Source organism: Sporomusa malonica (genome assembly GCF_900176355.1).
Taxonomy (GTDB): Bacteria; Bacillota; Negativicutes; order Sporomusales; family Sporomusaceae; genus Sporomusa; species Sporomusa malonica.
In genome coordinates this window covers 170,633-186,991 of sequence record NZ_FWXI01000002.1, presented here as the reverse complement: position 1 = coordinate 186,991, position 16,359 = coordinate 170,633, and the positions used below count along the sequence as shown (strand labels likewise).

Below are 16,359 nucleotides of genomic sequence, written 5' to 3'. Positions count from 1 at the left end.
TTTACCTCCCTCTATAACCTCCGGTGACTATCCATTGATGTACCACTTATTTGGTTCCGCATTTGATGCTGTTGGGAGATCATTAGTATCAAGTCTCGGGATATCAAATCTACTATCATACGTAACCCGGGCAACATCAACCTTCGTGGTTACAGCCAATTGGCAATTACGTGATTCAAGCAATTTCTTAGTAGTTTCATTATACCCGCCATAAGGATAACACATAGTCCAATCCACTGTTGTTCCATTAACGGTATTTAAAAAATCTAATGACATGTCAATCTCAAAGGTCAGTTCTTGTTCGGACAGTCTATCCAACCAAAAGTGATCATATCCGTGAGATCCAACATGCATGCCATATCGGGATAAAAGCTTTATCTGATCAATCGTCATATAGAGTTCACGGCTAATCGTTGCCTCGGATATACCAAGATGTTCTTGTAGCAATTGATTAGCCGCTATTTTACGTAGTTCCAAAGGAAGCTCAACTTGCAATAAGCGCTTTACAAAAACAGTATTGGCTGTATCAAACCGATTGGCGATAGCTATTTTTTCATAGTAATACTCAGCATCTTGTAGACTCCAGTCGGACTGAAAATTCTTTAAAAATTGCAGCAAATATTTAACTAAAACGTGAGTATTATTATAACCCACAGCAGATAAAATTAGATGTATCTTATTTACGTCCAACACTTCCTGCTGTGTTATTGCTTTAGCAGGTGGATAAAATGCTCCAAATAACCCCCGCGATACTAATTCAGGAAATACATAAAGATAATGATCAAGATAAGCGTCATCAAAGGTCAATAGTACGGCTTTAGGTGGTAGTTGCTTATCTATCTGTATGCATTCCACTACATCATTCATTGTGATAATATTATAATTTCGTTGCAGAAAATCAAGTTGTTGCTTAAATAATTTGACATCCAAAGCTTTCAGCTCCGGGAAGCGTGAGTTTTTTAGTTCACGAACGTAATGGTACATGACAACCGTCAATTTATTATTCATATTAATGGTCCCCCTCCCAAAACACAACAATTAAATAACGCTTTAATATTCATCTGCCACACCCTAATATTAGACTAGCCAAATGAATTGCCACAATATTGGTTGAGTGATTTTTTCCCAATACCGTATTTAAGTAATCATCACGAATGAATTAGTTTTAAATTTATATACTAAAAAATGCTTTCAAATTTACAGCTAAAAAATGTTTAAGCTGTTGGGTCATTACAAAGTTCTGACTTGCTTCTTAAATATTCTCTCTATACCAATCAATTGCCATCTCTAACCCGCTAATTAAATCATACTGGGGATTATAATTTAATATTTTCCTTGCCTTAGTGATATCGGCATTAGAATGTTTAACATCCCCGGCTCTAGAAGGTCCATAACTAGGTTCAATATCCTTCTCTAATAGACTAGCAATTTTATGATATAAATCTATCAAATACTCTCTACCGCCAAAGGCAATATTAAAAACTTCACCAAAGGCTTCTGCTCCTACCAAACAAGCCTTTAGATTCGCTTGTATGACATTTTCAATATAAGTAAAGTCTCTAGATTGTCTTCCATCTCCATGGATTATTGGAGCTTCATTATTGATAAGAGCCTTTACGAACTTCGGGATAACGGCTGCATAAGCAGATGTAGAGTCTTGCTTTTTACCGAATACATTAAAATATCTTAATCCTATTGTTGGTAACCCGTATATCTCATAAAAATTCCTAGCGTACATCTCTTTTGCCCTTTTTGTGATAGCATAGGGCGAAAGAGGTTTTCCAATTCGATCTTCTGTTTTAGGTAAATTAGGCTCGTCCCCATATACTGAAGAAGATGATGCAAATACAAATCGCTTTACCATTTGATCTCTTGCAGCAGTCAGTATATTTAACGTACCACATACATTGACGTTATTAGAAGTTATAGGATCATCAATCGATCTTGGCACCGAGCCCAATGCAGCCTGGTGCAATACATAGTTCATTCCCCTGCAAGCTTTCTGACACTCGTCTAAGCTTCTTAGATCCCCTCTATGTAATTCAAAGTTAGGATGTTGATAAAATTCTTTTATGTTTTCTTCTTTTCCTGTGGAAAAGTTATCAAGAACCCTTACCTGAAAGCCAAGTTTTAGTATTGCTTCGACAAGGTTTGAGCCGATAAAACCGGCCCCCCCAGTAACGAGAAATTTCGTATTTTCAGGAAAGTTATATTCAATATCACTCACTTTACAGCCTCCAGTATAAATAGTTCATATCCTCTGCTTTCGTATGATCATAAATACCCTTTACATCAATTAAAACCAGCTTGGTGCTATCACAATCCTCATCAAGAGTTGCAGTTACCTCTTGTAAAGCATCAATGTCAGATAAATTACCAACTTTATATAACGCCTTTAGATCTTCTAGCTGTAATGCCGTAAATTCATTGTGGGCTACAGTTACAACAACTGCATCGACATCTTTGGTATCTTCTAGTCTATATAAATCAATACCATATTCTTCCTTTACTTCTTCTATATTAGCAACAGGGTCTACTACTTGCACCTGAACACCGTACTCCTTTAACTCTTGAATGATATCTACAACTTTGGTATTTCTACTATCGGGGCAGTTTTCTTTAAACGTGATGCCGAGTATAGCCACCTTAGCTCCCTTTATTTGTTTGTTGGCTTGAATCATCTTTTTGACTGTATTTTCAGCAACATATTTTCCCATCTCATCATTAATTCGTCTTCCCGAAAGGATAATTTGCGAGTGGTAACCCATTTCTTCGGCCTTATATGTGAGATAGTATGGGTCAACACCAATACAGTGACCGCCAACTAAACCAGGGTAGAATTTTAAGAAGTTCCATTTTGTTCCTGCTGCTTCAAGTACAGCCTTAGTATCAATGCCCAGCTTGTTAAAGATGATGGAGAGTTCGTTCATGAAAGCAATATTTATATCACGCTGAGAATTTTCAATAACTTTAGCTGCCTCTGCAACTTTTATGCTTTCAGCCCTATATACGCCGGCTTCTACTACTAACTCGTAAACCTTAGCTGCAGTGTCTAGGCTATATTCATTAATTCCAGAAACAATTTTCACAATTGTCTCCAGCCTATGTATTTTGTCACCAGGATTTACACGTTCTGGGGAGTAACCAACGCTAAAGTCCACCCCACACTTCAAACCTGACTCTTTCTCTAGGATGGGAACACATATGTCCTCCGTAACTCCAGGATAAACTGTAGATTCATAAACTACGATAGAACCTTTGGTAAGATTTCTACCTAATATACAGCTTGCAGATTTCACAGGATTAAGGTCTGGGGTGTGGTCCGCATTTACAGGAGTTGGCACTGCTACAATATGGAACTTTGCTTCTCTAAGCTTTGTTTCATCTGATGTGAATTCTAAAGTTGTATTTTTAATAACTTCGTTTCCAACTTCTTTAGTTGGATCAATGCCTGATTTATACAACTCAATCTTAGCTGTACTGACGTCATACCCAATAACGTCAGCCTTCTTGGCAAAGCTAACTGCTATAGGCATGCCGACATAACCTAAGCCAATTATTGAAATTTTCTCATCTCTATTTACTATCTTCTCATATAAGCTCATAATTCCGCCCCTTCAATTATAATTAATAAATTAGATTATATATTCTAAATACCTACTTACAACAAGTAGCAATATCTTATAATCGGAATCATCTAAAGTTAAATAATTCTTCGGTGCCATCACTCTTACCATTCTTATACTGCTTTCCAAGCACATTAATAAAATATTGATTAGGGCGTAGTTTTTATAACATTACTAAATTTAATAATATTATCTCTCACTTCCCAAAATACAGGATACTTTTCAAACAAATATCCTGCTATAACTTGCATCAGTTCAAAATCATTCTCATTATCCAAGTCCAAAACCGCGGTGTCTAACATCGTTATCACATCGCATATTCCTTCAAATATTCCCTTGCCGCTCTCAAGAAACGCTGGGGAATATGCATACAACGAAGCATTCATATCAAATATCTCGGGTGCTTCCTGCCTTGAATTAAATACTGAATCAATAACACGTTTATAGCCATTTCCAGTTTTCTTGACCATATTGAAATATGGATTTCGTCTTGAATCAGTTACAGAAAAAATTACATCAGCATTAGATTTCATCTTCTTTTGGATAAGATTGCTAATATCTACTATAGTCCTCAATGGTGAGGTTATATCCAAATCAATAACCATATCGTAATTAATAGTCTTACGCTGTTTCATTACATCCAAGCAGTTTAGTATAACCGCTACTTTCGGGGTATTATCTAGTCCAAGCAATGGATCTCTTTCAATGATATCAACCTCAAAATTCAGACGCTCTTTAAACATTTGAATAAGGTCTGCGCTGTCAGTATTTAGCACTGTATCACAATAAACATCCGGATTTCGCTTTTTATACAAATCAATTGCGGATATCGTATAAAATGGTAATGGGTAACCTAAAAAATCTTTCAAGTTTTTATTCTTAATCCCCTTAGAACCACTTCTACCGCAAATAGTAAATAATATCTTCACTTTCACTTTCCCTCCCTCGCTATATGAAGAGTTCTAAAAGCAGTTGGTATATCATTATCATTAACAGCTACTCCTTCCACTATATCAAAGAAATGTGCTATTTCATTACGCTGGAAATCATTTCTTTGTTCGTTAAAGGAAATAACTTCACCACTCATCAAATATCGTATTTCACTGTTTGCAATATCCCCAATAATGGTATCCTCTTCTGTAAATATCTGAATTTCTCTTATTGTTTTACGTCCAAAATAATCTAAGTGAACTTCTATAGCCATATCAGCGTACTTTGCGATATATATAGATAAGTCATCACTGTCGATTTCCAAATTGGAAAAAGTCCCCCTTATGTTCAGCACCTTATCTGGGGGGCCAAATAAGTAACACAGATAATCCCATTCATGTATCAAGTCAATAGAAGCTCCGCCACCTTGCTTTTTATGAGCGCTGTAGGTATTCCGGTAATCTTGGTCTGGTCTCCAATTCGGCAAATAACTGGAACAAATAACTCTAGCGCAATAAATTTTCTTTAAATCGCATAGATGTTTAAGATATTGAATTACATGGGTATATCTTAAAGGGCAAGCCACATAATATATACTACTATCTTTTAGATGTAATGCATTTAAAGAGACCTCTGTTGTGTTAAATACCGGTTTTTCAATAAACATATGCTTAGTCTTCGAAACGAATTTTTGTATTGTTTCAAAATGTAAATGCGTAGGATTTGTAACGAAAATTACATCATAGTCGTCTGGAACTGGATCGCAAGAATTAAATATTTGGCTGACATGTTGAATGACTTCTTTTCCTGGTTCCTTGCCTGTTCCGCTTCTGATCAAATCAATTGTATTCAGGCTGCCTCGTTCTTTTAAAACAGACGCAATGTTTTGTATATGCCTGATGCCAATTGAACCAAGCCCAATCACCCCAATTTTATATACTTTATTCATGTCAAGCCTTCAATTCTATCTATAATTTTTAGAATTTCTTTATCCTTTTCAAAACTATAGACTGGCATTTTCTTTTCTGTGATCGCGTCAAAAAAAGAGATAACTTCATTTAAATAGGCATTCTCGACGATAAACCCGCTATAATTATCAAGTTGATCAATCTCTACATATGCTTGGATATTAACATCAACCTTTGCTTCAAAATCATATACATATAATCCGGTTGGAGATCCATCCCAATGGAGATAAAGGTGCTCTCCGAATACCTCTAGATTTCTAACCGCTTTTCGTGATACTACATCAACAGCTAAAGTTCCTTTATATCCAGATGCATGTTGGATGAGTACTAAGTAGTTATCATCATAATTTATATCTAAATTACTCATTTTACTCTTTAATACATTAACCTCGACAATATCACCAAACAGCTCCGATAACCACGGAAGTTCAATAGCAAATATTTCTCGACATCCATTTGAACGCTTATTGCCGACAAAGAAATCTTTATAACTTTCCCATGGATGCCAATCTGGTAGATACTGACCGATATGATATGTATAGTTAAGCATACAATTCGCTTGTTGCATTGAATTCTTAATCTGCTTAATCTCATCCCTATATAAAAATGTTGAAGACATGAATAAAACTAGTTCCTTTTGCTTCGCTAGGGCAATATTATCTTCATAGCCATCAACTACTAAATTCAATTCACTAAATACATGTATTCCCTGTTTCAAACATTGCATAATAATTTCACTATGCGATAAAGGTCCTGTGCAAACAAAGGCGCAATCAATGTGCGCCGCATCCGTTAAACTACAAAAAGTTTCTACTCCATATTCTAATTCGCATTTTCTTCTGCGTTCTTCATTGATATCCACTCCAACTATTTGTATTGTTTCACTATATTTGCTAATTAATCGGATTCTTCTGTTTCCCATTGAGCCTAAGCCAAGAACTGCAACCCTCATATCATATCACCTCGCAGTTATAAAATTTCTTCTTCAAATCAATTTTATCGTTCAATAAAAACTCTTTTAACTTTTCAACGATTTTTTCTGACGTATTTCCATCACCGTATGGATTGACAGAGTTGCGGGCTCTAGTTTTAAATTCATCGGTTTGTGCTAAAATCATAGCTTTCTCAATTTCGCCGGATACCGGCTCGCAGTTAATAATGCTTTCCGCCTGTATTCTGCCTTTTTGGCGGTCTCCTATATTAATTGTTGGTACTCCCAAACTTGGGGCTTCCAAAATTCCGCTTGAAGAATTGCCTATCACCACTTTACAATATTTCATTGCACTTAAGTATCGCACTACACCCATCGATGCAAATGCAAATAGATTATCATGTTCCTTGATATGCTCATCAAGCATCTGATTGATAATACGTCCATTTAAATCGGCATTAGCTTTAGTAAATAAAAAATTCATTTCCTTATGTTGTTCACAAACTTGCAGTAGCGATTGAAACTGCTCTGCAGATTTATTTTTTTCCAGTGTCACCGGATGGAAGGTTACTACCGCATAAGGCTTATCTAATTTAAAGCCAATATCCTTCTCCAATTCTTTCTTGGTTAACAATGTCTCTTTATAGATATTTTCGACTCCCGTTGCGCCAACACAAAACACTCTATCTGGCTGTTCACCTAACTGAATAACTCTATTGCAGTATTCCTTTGTACTGGTGAAATGCAAATAGCTCATTTTTGTTATGGCATGCCGAACACACTCATCGATCGCCCCTTCTGTTGTCTCGCCGCCATGCATGTGCGCAATTGCTATTCTTTGATTCATAGCTGCACAACAAACGGCCAAAGTTTCATATCTATCACCCAAAACCAACAGTATATCTGGATCTAGTCGGGCAAAATATTCAGCAAAACTCATCATTGCCAATCCCATTGATTTAGAGATCGCAGTCGGGGTATCTGCGCTTAAAAGAATCTCAATTTTTTCATCAATCGCGATCCCCTCTCTCTCAATTTCCTTGTAAGTCATGCCAAACTCCGGGGATAGATGTGTTCCTGTTACTGCAACACGCACATCAAACTCGGGCACCCCCGTTAGTTTAACAATGACAGGTTTAAGAAGGCCAAATTCAGCTCTTGTCGCTGTTAAGATACATATTTTCTTCCTCATACCACTATCAATTCGTCCTCTTCAAAATCACACTTTGCAGTTTTCCCTAGCACTTCAAACCATCGCATTGGACTAATACCATTTCCTGGCCTTTTCACCGTTAGGTTATCTGGAGTGAAAACTTCCCCTCTTTTTATGTCGCGACTGGCTACTATGCTCTTTCTTGCAATAGCTATATTTTTTTTTTCTGATTCGGTTACTTTTTTCTCAGCAATGCCTATCGCCAGTTCAGTATTCCGAATAGCATTCACCATAGCTTTTAACTCACAGGGTTCCAAACTTGCCTTATGGTCAGGACCTTCCATATTTCGATCTAAAGTAAAATGTTTCTCAATGACGGTGGCCCCTATTGCAGCTGCAGCAACGGGAATCTCTATGCCTTTTGTATGATCCGAATATCCTATTGGTACATTAAACTTTTCCTTTAAAGTATCCATAGCTTTTAAGTTTACATCTGTATATGGTGTAGGGTACTCAGTGGTGCAATGAAGTAATGTAATTTCACCGCTACCATTCTCTCGTAATATGCTCATAGCATCTTCTATTTCGCTTATGGTACTCATCCCTGTTGACATAATAATAGGCTTGTGCATTTTGGCTATCTTAACCAAATATGGGAGATTCGTTATTTCACCAGACGGAATTTTCCATATTCCCATATCAAGACTTGCTAAAAAATCAATACTATCAAAGTCAAAAGGTGTGGAAAGGAATTGAATTCCTTGATCCTTGCAATAGTTATTCAGTTTAACGAAATCATTAAATGTCAACTCAAGCTTTTGCAACATCGCTAATTGGCTCTCATCTGCTTTTGTCTGTTGTTTCTGATAGTCTGCCTTATTAGCATTCTTTGAAACGACATTTTTGGACACAAATGTTTGAAATTTTATGCAGTCAGCGCCTGCTTCCTTAGCTTTGTAAACCATCTTCTTGGCTAATTCGAGATTACCGTTATGGTTGACACCTGCTTCTGCAATGATATATACGCTCATCGCGTACTTACCTCCTTACACGGATTGCCGTATGCGACTGTATTCGCCGCCACATCATGCAATACCACACTGCCCATTCCTATAAGCGTTCTAGAACCTATTTTTACCTGTTGCTTAACTACACTTTTTGCACCAACATGCGTATGCTCTCCGATTTGCACTTCACCGCACAAAACGGCGCCGGGCGAAATATGTACGAATTCTCCAATACTGCACTCATGCTCTATGGTAGAAGAAGTATTAAGAATAGCACCTTTACCGATGGATGTACCAACATTGACCACCACATTTTTTCCAATGTATATGCCAGATGTTAAAGATGCTCGTTTACTAACTGTTGCAGTTGGATCAATAACATTTGGTATTCCAAATCCGATACTTTCAAGTTTATTGAAGATTTTTATGCGAATTACAGGATTGCCAACGCTACCTAACGACACAAAAGCATAGGTATATCCATGCTGATACAGCTTCTCAAGGTCATCGTCACAGCCTATAATAGGAATTTCTAAAACTGATTTACCGACACTTCCTTTTACGTCAACTATTCCTATTTCATTAAAGGTCTTGGCACTTAAAAGGCTATCCAACACAGACTTACAATGCCCACCACCACCAATTAATAGCAGTTTTTTATTCATCACAGTTCAGCCTTTTTCGCATTTCTTCCAATTCGTCAAGCTGCCCCATATCCATCCATGTATTCTCGCTGATAGGGTAAACGCCGATTTTTTCACCGGCATTCTTATATCTTTCAATGATCGTAGGAAAGCCAATGGCTTTATCTTCTTCCAACTCCTCAATTACCCGAGGTTCTACGATGTAGCAACCGGTATTAGTAAAGAATGACAACTCCGGTTTTTCTTTCATACTCTCAATCGCACCGTTTTGTCCTATTTCAATCACACCGTAAGGTATTTTGATATTCTTTAAAGAGCAAATCATAGTAATCAAATTGTTTTCTTTTTTGTGGTACTGATACATTTTTTCATAGTCTTCCTCAATAATAATATCACAGTTGGAAAGTATGAAAGTTGTATTAATACGTCCCTTTAAAAGGCTCAGTCCGCCACCGGTTCCAAGGGGCTTGTCCTCATCGATAAAAGTAATTTCATAATCCCTTGATATCTCAGTAAAATAGGCTTTTATCATATTTTTCTTGTGATTCACGATCAAGAAGAAGTCCTTGCAACTATAATGATGAAACCTATTAATAATATGCTCTGCAATCGGAATCTCACCTATAGGAATTAACGGTTTAGGAAGGATCTTTGTATAAGGATGAAGTCTTGTACCAAACCCACCCGCCATAATAATTACTGGAATATTTAACTCTTTTTTGGGCTCTATACCATCGTTATTCAAAAGAACCACATTAAGTATTCTCTTATTTTCATCAACTATAGGTAATGCCTCCACTACTGCCTTTAGCATATATTCTTTTGCAATAGCTTTATCTTTTTCATATAAAAACTTAGGATTGAAATTTGCAATATCTTTGACCTTGGCGTCAAGATTGCCCTTCTTCAATATCCATCTTCTGATATCACCGTCTGTTATTGCCGCAGCAAGTATTCCATTTTGTTCAACAAACAATACCTTTTTTGATGTTCTGTCAAGAGCAGCCATCGCTTCTATCATCGTGTTTTCTAAGTCAATCAAAATGTCTTTAATGTCCATACAATCCTTCCAGTCTGTCCAAAATTATTTTAATTCTGGATTCGTTAAACACTCGACAACATACAATACATCTTCTTTGGTCAGGTTAGAGCTGCATGGGATATTCACAATGTGTTTAAGATAATACTTTGCTTTTTCAATCTTATATGCCTGGTTATTTAAATAACCCTTTTGTTCACTAATCAATCCCCATATAGGTCTTGACTGAATACCCTTTGAGGATAAGTATTGTATAATCTCATCTCTATTTAACACATACTCTTCTTCGCATTTCAGAGAATAGAACCAAAAGTTGGTTCTATTCTCATCCTTGAAATTTAGAATTGATAAGCCTGGGATCTTACTAATTCTTTCTTTATATAAATAATAATTCTCTTTTTTTGTTTTAATGAAATTTTCAAGCTGTTCCAACTGCGCCAAACCCAGGGCTGCCTGAAGGTTGGTCATTCTGTAGTTATAGCCAATTTCGTCGTGGATATAATAAAGCTCGTCGCTTTTTGCCTGTGTCGAAAGATGCCTTGCCCTTCTCAGTATTGCCTCATCATCTGAGACAATCATACCGCCACCGCCGGTGGTTAAAATTTTATTTCCATTGAATGAATACACGCCTATTTTTCCAATGGTTCCAGCGAACTTGCCAGTATATTTGCCCTTCGTGACATAGCTACCTAAAGCTTCAGTACTATCCTCAATTACGATTAAATTGTATTTATCTGCAATTTCCATTAACTTGTCCATGTCTGCAATATTGCCAAACAAATGAACTACCACAATCGCTTTAACTTGTTTCTCTGTTCTATTGTTAATGAGCTTCTCACCATTGAATTTACACCCTTCAGCACAGAACTGTTCGACTTTACTCATATCCATGCAAAGTGAGTCATCACAGTCCATAAAGATGGGCTCTGCACCAGTATATTTCACAGGATTAACAGTCGCTATGAAAGTGAGCGCTGGTACAATAACCTCATCGCCGGCACCTATACCGCTAACAATCATAGCCAGATGAAGACCTGCGGTACCACTCTGACAAGCGACTGCACCCTGAGCTCCCACATACTCCGTTATTCCCTTTTCAAATGCTGTTATGTATGGACCACCAGATGATACCCATTCGTCTTCAACCGCCTTAGTAACATATTCTAATTCGTTGCCTTTTAGGTTCGGAACAGACAAAGGTATACATTTTTTCATCCTTATCTCCTTCTCCTTTGAAAAGATATACGCGTCAGACATTTACCCACAGCTTTGAAAATATAGCTTCCATATATTCAGGTTCTTTTTTCTTGATGACCAAATTTGGCGTCTGACCAAAAACCAGACAAAAATCTGGTATATTTTCATCCTTTACAATTGTTCCTGTTGAAATAGCCACATTAGTACCAATTGTAGATTCACCAATTACTGTGGAGTTAGCATACAGGATAACATTTTTTCCCATAATTGGATATTTCCCTTTGTTGCCGCCAACAGTACACCCTTGATAGACAAAAAAGCCATTGCTGTATTTTGCCCTACCTAATACAGCTCCTAAGGGGTGTTCCACACCAAAGACTTCTGGCAATTCAATTTCATAATACCAATCCACTGAGTTTAGAATTTTATTCAGATAGTATATTTTCGAAGCGAGGGTACTATCTCCACCATTCCTGAATATTGTGTTGGCAAGATAATACAAAAAGATTGAATATTGTCCTGAATGATATGGATTGAAGTACACTTCCCCATCCGGATTTCTATAATACTTGTTTTTTGTTTTTTCAAAACACTTATGAGTTCGTTCGAGAGTGATATCCAGATAATTACTAATTTCGCTGGACATTCCTAATATATTGCTTAGCTGCCCATGAATCAGCTGTGATATTTCCGTCTTGCTTAATTCTAATATCATTATCTCGTTCCTTATCTCATATGTTTTCAATGCTTTGATATATCTTGATATTCTTACAATGCTGTTGTATACTAACAAATCTACTGTCAATTCTATTCTCAATAAAATCCCTTATCTGTAAATACAGACCTGGTTTAAATTCCTTTTCCATCTCGTCGTCAATATCGACAAATTCAGTAATGACAGAACCAATATGCTGGATTTGCAGTTTCTCCATTGGTCTTAAAATTAAACGATGCTTGGGAGTAATAAATTCAACTCCCCAACGCCCTGGTCCCTTCCAGTTTGCTTGATAGGAGAACAACGCACCAATATCGGTTACACCTGCGCCGCAAAATACGCTTGCCCTTTCATACCAATCTGTAGAACCAGATGTATAACAACTAATTTTAGTGGGATATCCTCCCAAATAAAACGCCAAATCGACAACATGAGTCGAGTTTGTTAAAAACCAGTTTTCAAACACTTCTCTTGGTTTTTGAAACTTTTCAATGATATGTGACCACTCGGTAAACTCAAAGTTGAATGAAACTACGCCGCCGTCATCTTCTATTATTTCTTTTGCCCTTATTACTGAAGCATAGAAATGACGATTATATGCAATAAAGACGCTTATATTATTTTTTACAGCAAATTCACACAAATTCTTAATTTCCTGATACTCAAGTCCTGCAGGCTTTTCAACAAGAATATTCTTCACACCGTATTTAATTAATAAGGTAGTAATATGAGCAAGGTGTTCAACATTTACAGCTACTATCGCATATTTTGGGACGTAGGAAGCGCTAGAAATTGCATTTTCTAACCCACCTTGTACGACAGATACACCAGTCTTATACTCAAATTCTTTTGCAGATTTTTCACTTCTTCCAATTACAGTAAAGTCATATGATAATTCTTTTAGAACTTTCGCATAGTCAGAAGCCATCTGACCAGCACCAATCAGCCAAATTTCCTCAGACATTATGTTATTGGACATATCTCTATCCTCTCTATTCCGTTCTTATTCAAATGTTTTAAAAACATATCAAGAATATTAACATGGAGTTTTTTTGATATTTCATAGGTTGGCAGCGAACAACTGCTAGTCTTTATTAAGTCTTCAACCAATATATTGCTAAGTTGACTTTGATATTGCATTTCAAATGGCTTTTCAACAAATTTCCAATTGCTTTCCTTTGTTGCTATAAATATTTTTCTTTCATATTCCCTTATGATACAAATTATATCTTGACCAATCACATGGATAGTCACGGGAAAGTCACCTGCGGAAGCAGAGGTTATGACAAAAGTGCTCCCTCCAATACTACCACTTACTGTACCGGAAAACTCAATATATCCTTTGCGCTTGCTTTCCAAAACTTCAGCGTCAAGCAAATCACCATTACATACAATATCTTGCTGTGAATTAGTTATATAATCAATCATATCCAGCATATGAATTAGGTTGCAGCCAAGGCCCCAATTTGCGCCTTGAATTAAAAAAGATAGCTTTCCTTGTTTGGCAAGTGCATTTCTTAGGTCGTCGTAACTCTTATACATTCTACGAGGACAGTTTACCCAAGTCTTCACATTTTTCTCTTTTAATAAATTCTCGATATACTCATAATCATCCATTTTTTGAAATAACACTTTTTCCAATATCAGATACTTTACAGTTCTATTCTCCAATAAATACTCAATAACCGCTTTTCTGGTATTTGAAGAAGTAGCTATAATAACGACGTCCAACTGTCTGTTTAGATAACTTATATCCTGTAAATATTCGATACTAACTATGTTTTCGTTTGTAATTTCACCGCAAACTTTTTTTGCATTATCAAGAGATTCTTCTGAAACGTCAACTGCCTGAATTGAAATTGGCACCGAGATGTTTTGTAATGCTTGTAAATGCCTAGCACCCAAGCCTCCCACTCCAATTATGGCAACATTATAATAATTCATAATTTTGACTCCTATAAATTGTATATTTCCGGTTTGTATTTATCCATATTCTTTTTCAAAAAATCAATCGTTTCAGCAATACCTTCACTGAAAGTATACTTAGGCGACCAGTCAGTTAATTGCTTGATTTTCTCGTTAGATCCCAGAAGCCGATTGACCTCGCTCTTTTCAGGCCGTAATCGCTGTTCCTCACATTTAATTCTAGCATTAGGATTAATTTGACGAATGAGCTCGTTTGCTAAATCACCGATTGATATTTCATGTTGAGTAGCAATATTGATTTCTTCTCCGACTGTTTTGTCAGATTTCAACATAGAGATAAATCCCAATGCAGTATCCTTAACATAGTTAAAATCTCTTGTCGGAGTTAGAGCTCCAAGTTTTAATTCTTCCTGACCACACAATAATTGCGTAATAATCGTTGGAATTACTGCTCTTGCCGACTGTCTTGGACCGTATGTGTTGAAAGGTCTTACGATCGTTACTGGCAGTCCAAAACTTCGATAAAAGCTCTCCGCTAGACGGTCTGCTCCTATTTTCGTGGCAGAGTACGGAGATTGCCCTTGGAATGGATGTTGCTCATCAATAGGTACATACTGTGCAGTGCCATAAACTTCTGATGTAGAAGTTACTAAAACCCGGCTTGTATTTAAGTCACGTGCTGCCTGAAGCACGTTCAGAGTTCCCTTGATATTAGTATCCACATAAGAATCAGGCGAGTGATAGCTGAAGGGGATAGCTATAAGAGCGGCAAGATGGAAAATAACGTCAGCACCTTTCATCGCTTCACGTACGCCATTCGGATCACGAATGTCACCTGCGAACACATCAATCTGAGACAACTTATCCTTCGGTAAGGTATCAAGCCATCCCCACGAATTAAATGAATTATAATAGACAAATGCTTTTACATTATATCCTTGCTCTAACAAGGTTTCTGTTAAATGACTGCCGATAAAACCGTCAGCACCTGTTACTAATACCTTCATAATATATCCCCTTTTTTTGATATATCTGTATTAACTAATCGAACATTACCACTCTGTGCGTAAGGTGAGCTTAAATAGAAATATGTTAGTGAAACTAGAAATAGCAGATATCCCGAAGATAACTCCCCCTTCAGGCTAACTACTCCCACTCCTTCAAAAACGACGTACGTAAAAAACGTAAAATACGTAAATTTATATCTTGATCTCCTTGTAATATTTAACATCATGAAGAATATGCTAAGAAAAAATAGAAAACCAGCAGTAAAGATTGCATCTACCAAAGTATTGTGAGGATCTGAATAATTCCATGGATTAATATATCTGAACTGGTCAAGTCCCAGTCCATAAAACAGCACATCTATATTTTGGGGTTGTTGCAAATAATCATAAGAAAACGCAAAAATCATTGATCTATTATCCTCAGAATATAATGTTCCAGCTTGAATCTCTTCGAAGGTACTCGATAATCTATTTAATACCATTGGGTTATTGAGCAAAATACTACCAGCAACAAATGCAGCTATTAGGATAAAAAGAAATTTCTTTATCCCACCTTTATTGTATAATAATTCTGTCGCAATAAGTAAAATGGCAATGGCAAAGCCGCCTCTACTAACATATATGACTGACATTATCGAACCTGCTATTAGAAAAAAATAATATTCTTTTATTTTGCCCATAGTTTTTAGTAACAAGCAAAAACAAAAAATATATGCAATAAAAGAGTTAGTCCCGAACAAACTAAGACCATCTCTTAATGTCATAAGATCTACTATATAATTGTTTTCACTAATTTTATATATATAAAATACAAAAGCAATAAGTACATAATTAAACATCATTACCGTAATGGTATCTATTTTTTCATTTATTCTTTTTCCATAGTATATTATCAAATAAAAAATAAATATTAAACTGATATACCTATCTATTGAGTGAATTAATAGATATTCTGTTTGCAGTAACGATGTGAATAGCGTTGGAATTAATAATGCTAAGCCCATAAAACCTATCAATCCTGGTGTCCTAATTGTTGCTTTATTACTCCGTTTCAACAATAAGGTATAAAATAAAACAATTACATACAATCCAAATGTGAACAAAGGTATGGGGCAGTCCCATCGATTCATGAAAGCATAGTCTAAAAATTGAGTTATAGGCCAATAAACGATAGGATCCTTATATTGTCTTCTATATTTCATTACCGAAATACTCC

The 16,359-nt window shown here is 36.3% G+C and carries 16 protein-coding genes; all 16 read right to left on the bottom strand.

Annotated features, from left to right (window positions below):
* Positions 1 to 27: 27 nt before the first annotated feature.
* Complete coding sequence (locus B9A22_RS02840) at positions 28 to 1,008, bottom strand: polysaccharide deacetylase family protein (RefSeq protein ID WP_084574091.1); 981 nt, start codon at positions 1,006 to 1,008, stop codon at positions 28 to 30.
* Between the two features lie 244 nt (positions 1,009 to 1,252).
* Positions 1,253 to 2,227, bottom strand: coding sequence for an SDR family oxidoreductase (locus B9A22_RS02835; protein WP_084574090.1), 975 nt, complete (start codon positions 2,225 to 2,227; stop codon positions 1,253 to 1,255).
* Between the two features lies 1 nt (position 2,228).
* Positions 2,229 to 3,605, bottom strand: a complete 1,377-nt coding sequence (locus tag B9A22_RS02830; RefSeq protein ID WP_084574089.1) for a nucleotide sugar dehydrogenase — start codon at positions 3,603 to 3,605, stop codon at positions 2,229 to 2,231.
* Between the two features lie 170 nt (positions 3,606 to 3,775).
* Entirely contained in the window at positions 3,776 to 4,555 is a 780-nt protein-coding gene (locus tag B9A22_RS02825) for an acylneuraminate cytidylyltransferase family protein (RefSeq protein ID WP_084574088.1), read from the bottom strand.
* Positions 4,556 to 4,557: 2 nt separating this feature from the next.
* Entirely contained in the window at positions 4,558 to 5,505 is a 948-nt protein-coding gene (locus B9A22_RS02820; RefSeq protein WP_084574087.1) for a Gfo/Idh/MocA family protein, read from the bottom strand.
* Positions 5,502 to 6,476, bottom strand: coding sequence for a Gfo/Idh/MocA family protein (locus B9A22_RS02815; RefSeq protein WP_084574086.1), 975 nt, complete (start codon positions 6,474 to 6,476; stop codon positions 5,502 to 5,504). The genes B9A22_RS02820 and B9A22_RS02815 overlap by 4 nt, the downstream gene beginning before the upstream one ends.
* A gap of 1 nt (position 6,477) precedes the next feature.
* Positions 6,478 to 7,647, bottom strand: coding sequence for a UDP-N-acetylglucosamine 2-epimerase (gene neuC, locus B9A22_RS02810; RefSeq protein ID WP_084574085.1), 1,170 nt, complete (start codon positions 7,645 to 7,647; stop codon positions 6,478 to 6,480).
* A complete protein-coding gene (neuB, locus tag B9A22_RS02805; protein WP_084574084.1) occupies positions 7,644 to 8,639 on the bottom strand; it encodes an N-acetylneuraminate synthase in 996 nt (331 codons plus the stop codon). Before neuB ends, neuC begins: the two co-directional genes overlap by 4 nt.
* Positions 8,636 to 9,280, bottom strand: a complete 645-nt coding sequence (locus tag B9A22_RS02800; RefSeq protein WP_084574083.1) for an acetyltransferase — start codon at positions 9,278 to 9,280, stop codon at positions 8,636 to 8,638. The genes neuB and B9A22_RS02800 overlap by 4 nt, the downstream gene beginning before the upstream one ends.
* A complete protein-coding gene (locus B9A22_RS02795; protein WP_084574082.1) occupies positions 9,273 to 10,319 on the bottom strand; it encodes a sugar phosphate nucleotidyltransferase in 1,047 nt (348 codons plus the stop codon). Before B9A22_RS02795 ends, B9A22_RS02800 begins: the two co-directional genes overlap by 8 nt.
* Before the next feature lie 24 nt (positions 10,320 to 10,343).
* Positions 10,344 to 11,555, bottom strand: a complete 1,212-nt coding sequence (locus B9A22_RS02790) for a LegC family aminotransferase (protein ID WP_217805863.1) — start codon at positions 11,553 to 11,555, stop codon at positions 10,344 to 10,346.
* Positions 11,548 to 12,210 (bottom strand): LbetaH domain-containing protein, encoded by a 663-nt coding sequence (locus B9A22_RS02785; protein ID WP_084574080.1) that lies wholly within the window; start codon positions 12,208 to 12,210, stop codon positions 11,548 to 11,550. Before B9A22_RS02785 ends, B9A22_RS02790 begins: the two co-directional genes overlap by 8 nt.
* A gap of 16 nt (positions 12,211 to 12,226) precedes the next feature.
* On the bottom strand, positions 12,227 to 13,174 hold the full coding sequence (locus tag B9A22_RS02780) for a Gfo/Idh/MocA family protein (protein WP_217805862.1): 948 nt from the start codon (positions 13,172 to 13,174) through the stop codon (positions 12,227 to 12,229).
* Positions 13,174 to 14,154 carry a Gfo/Idh/MocA family oxidoreductase gene (locus B9A22_RS02775; RefSeq protein ID WP_084574078.1) on the bottom strand — a complete coding sequence of 327 codons (981 nt, stop codon included), beginning with the start codon at positions 14,152 to 14,154 and terminating at the stop codon, positions 13,174 to 13,176. Before B9A22_RS02775 ends, B9A22_RS02780 begins: the two co-directional genes overlap by 1 nt.
* A gap of 11 nt (positions 14,155 to 14,165) precedes the next feature.
* Complete coding sequence (locus tag B9A22_RS02770; RefSeq protein ID WP_084574077.1) at positions 14,166 to 15,143, bottom strand: NAD-dependent 4,6-dehydratase LegB; 978 nt, start codon at positions 15,141 to 15,143, stop codon at positions 14,166 to 14,168.
* Positions 15,140 to 16,345: a hypothetical protein gene (locus B9A22_RS02765; protein ID WP_084574076.1), complete on the bottom strand. Its 1,206-nt coding sequence runs from the start codon at positions 16,343 to 16,345 to the stop codon at positions 15,140 to 15,142. Before B9A22_RS02765 ends, B9A22_RS02770 begins: the two co-directional genes overlap by 4 nt.
* Positions 16,346 to 16,359: the final 14 nt, after the last annotated feature.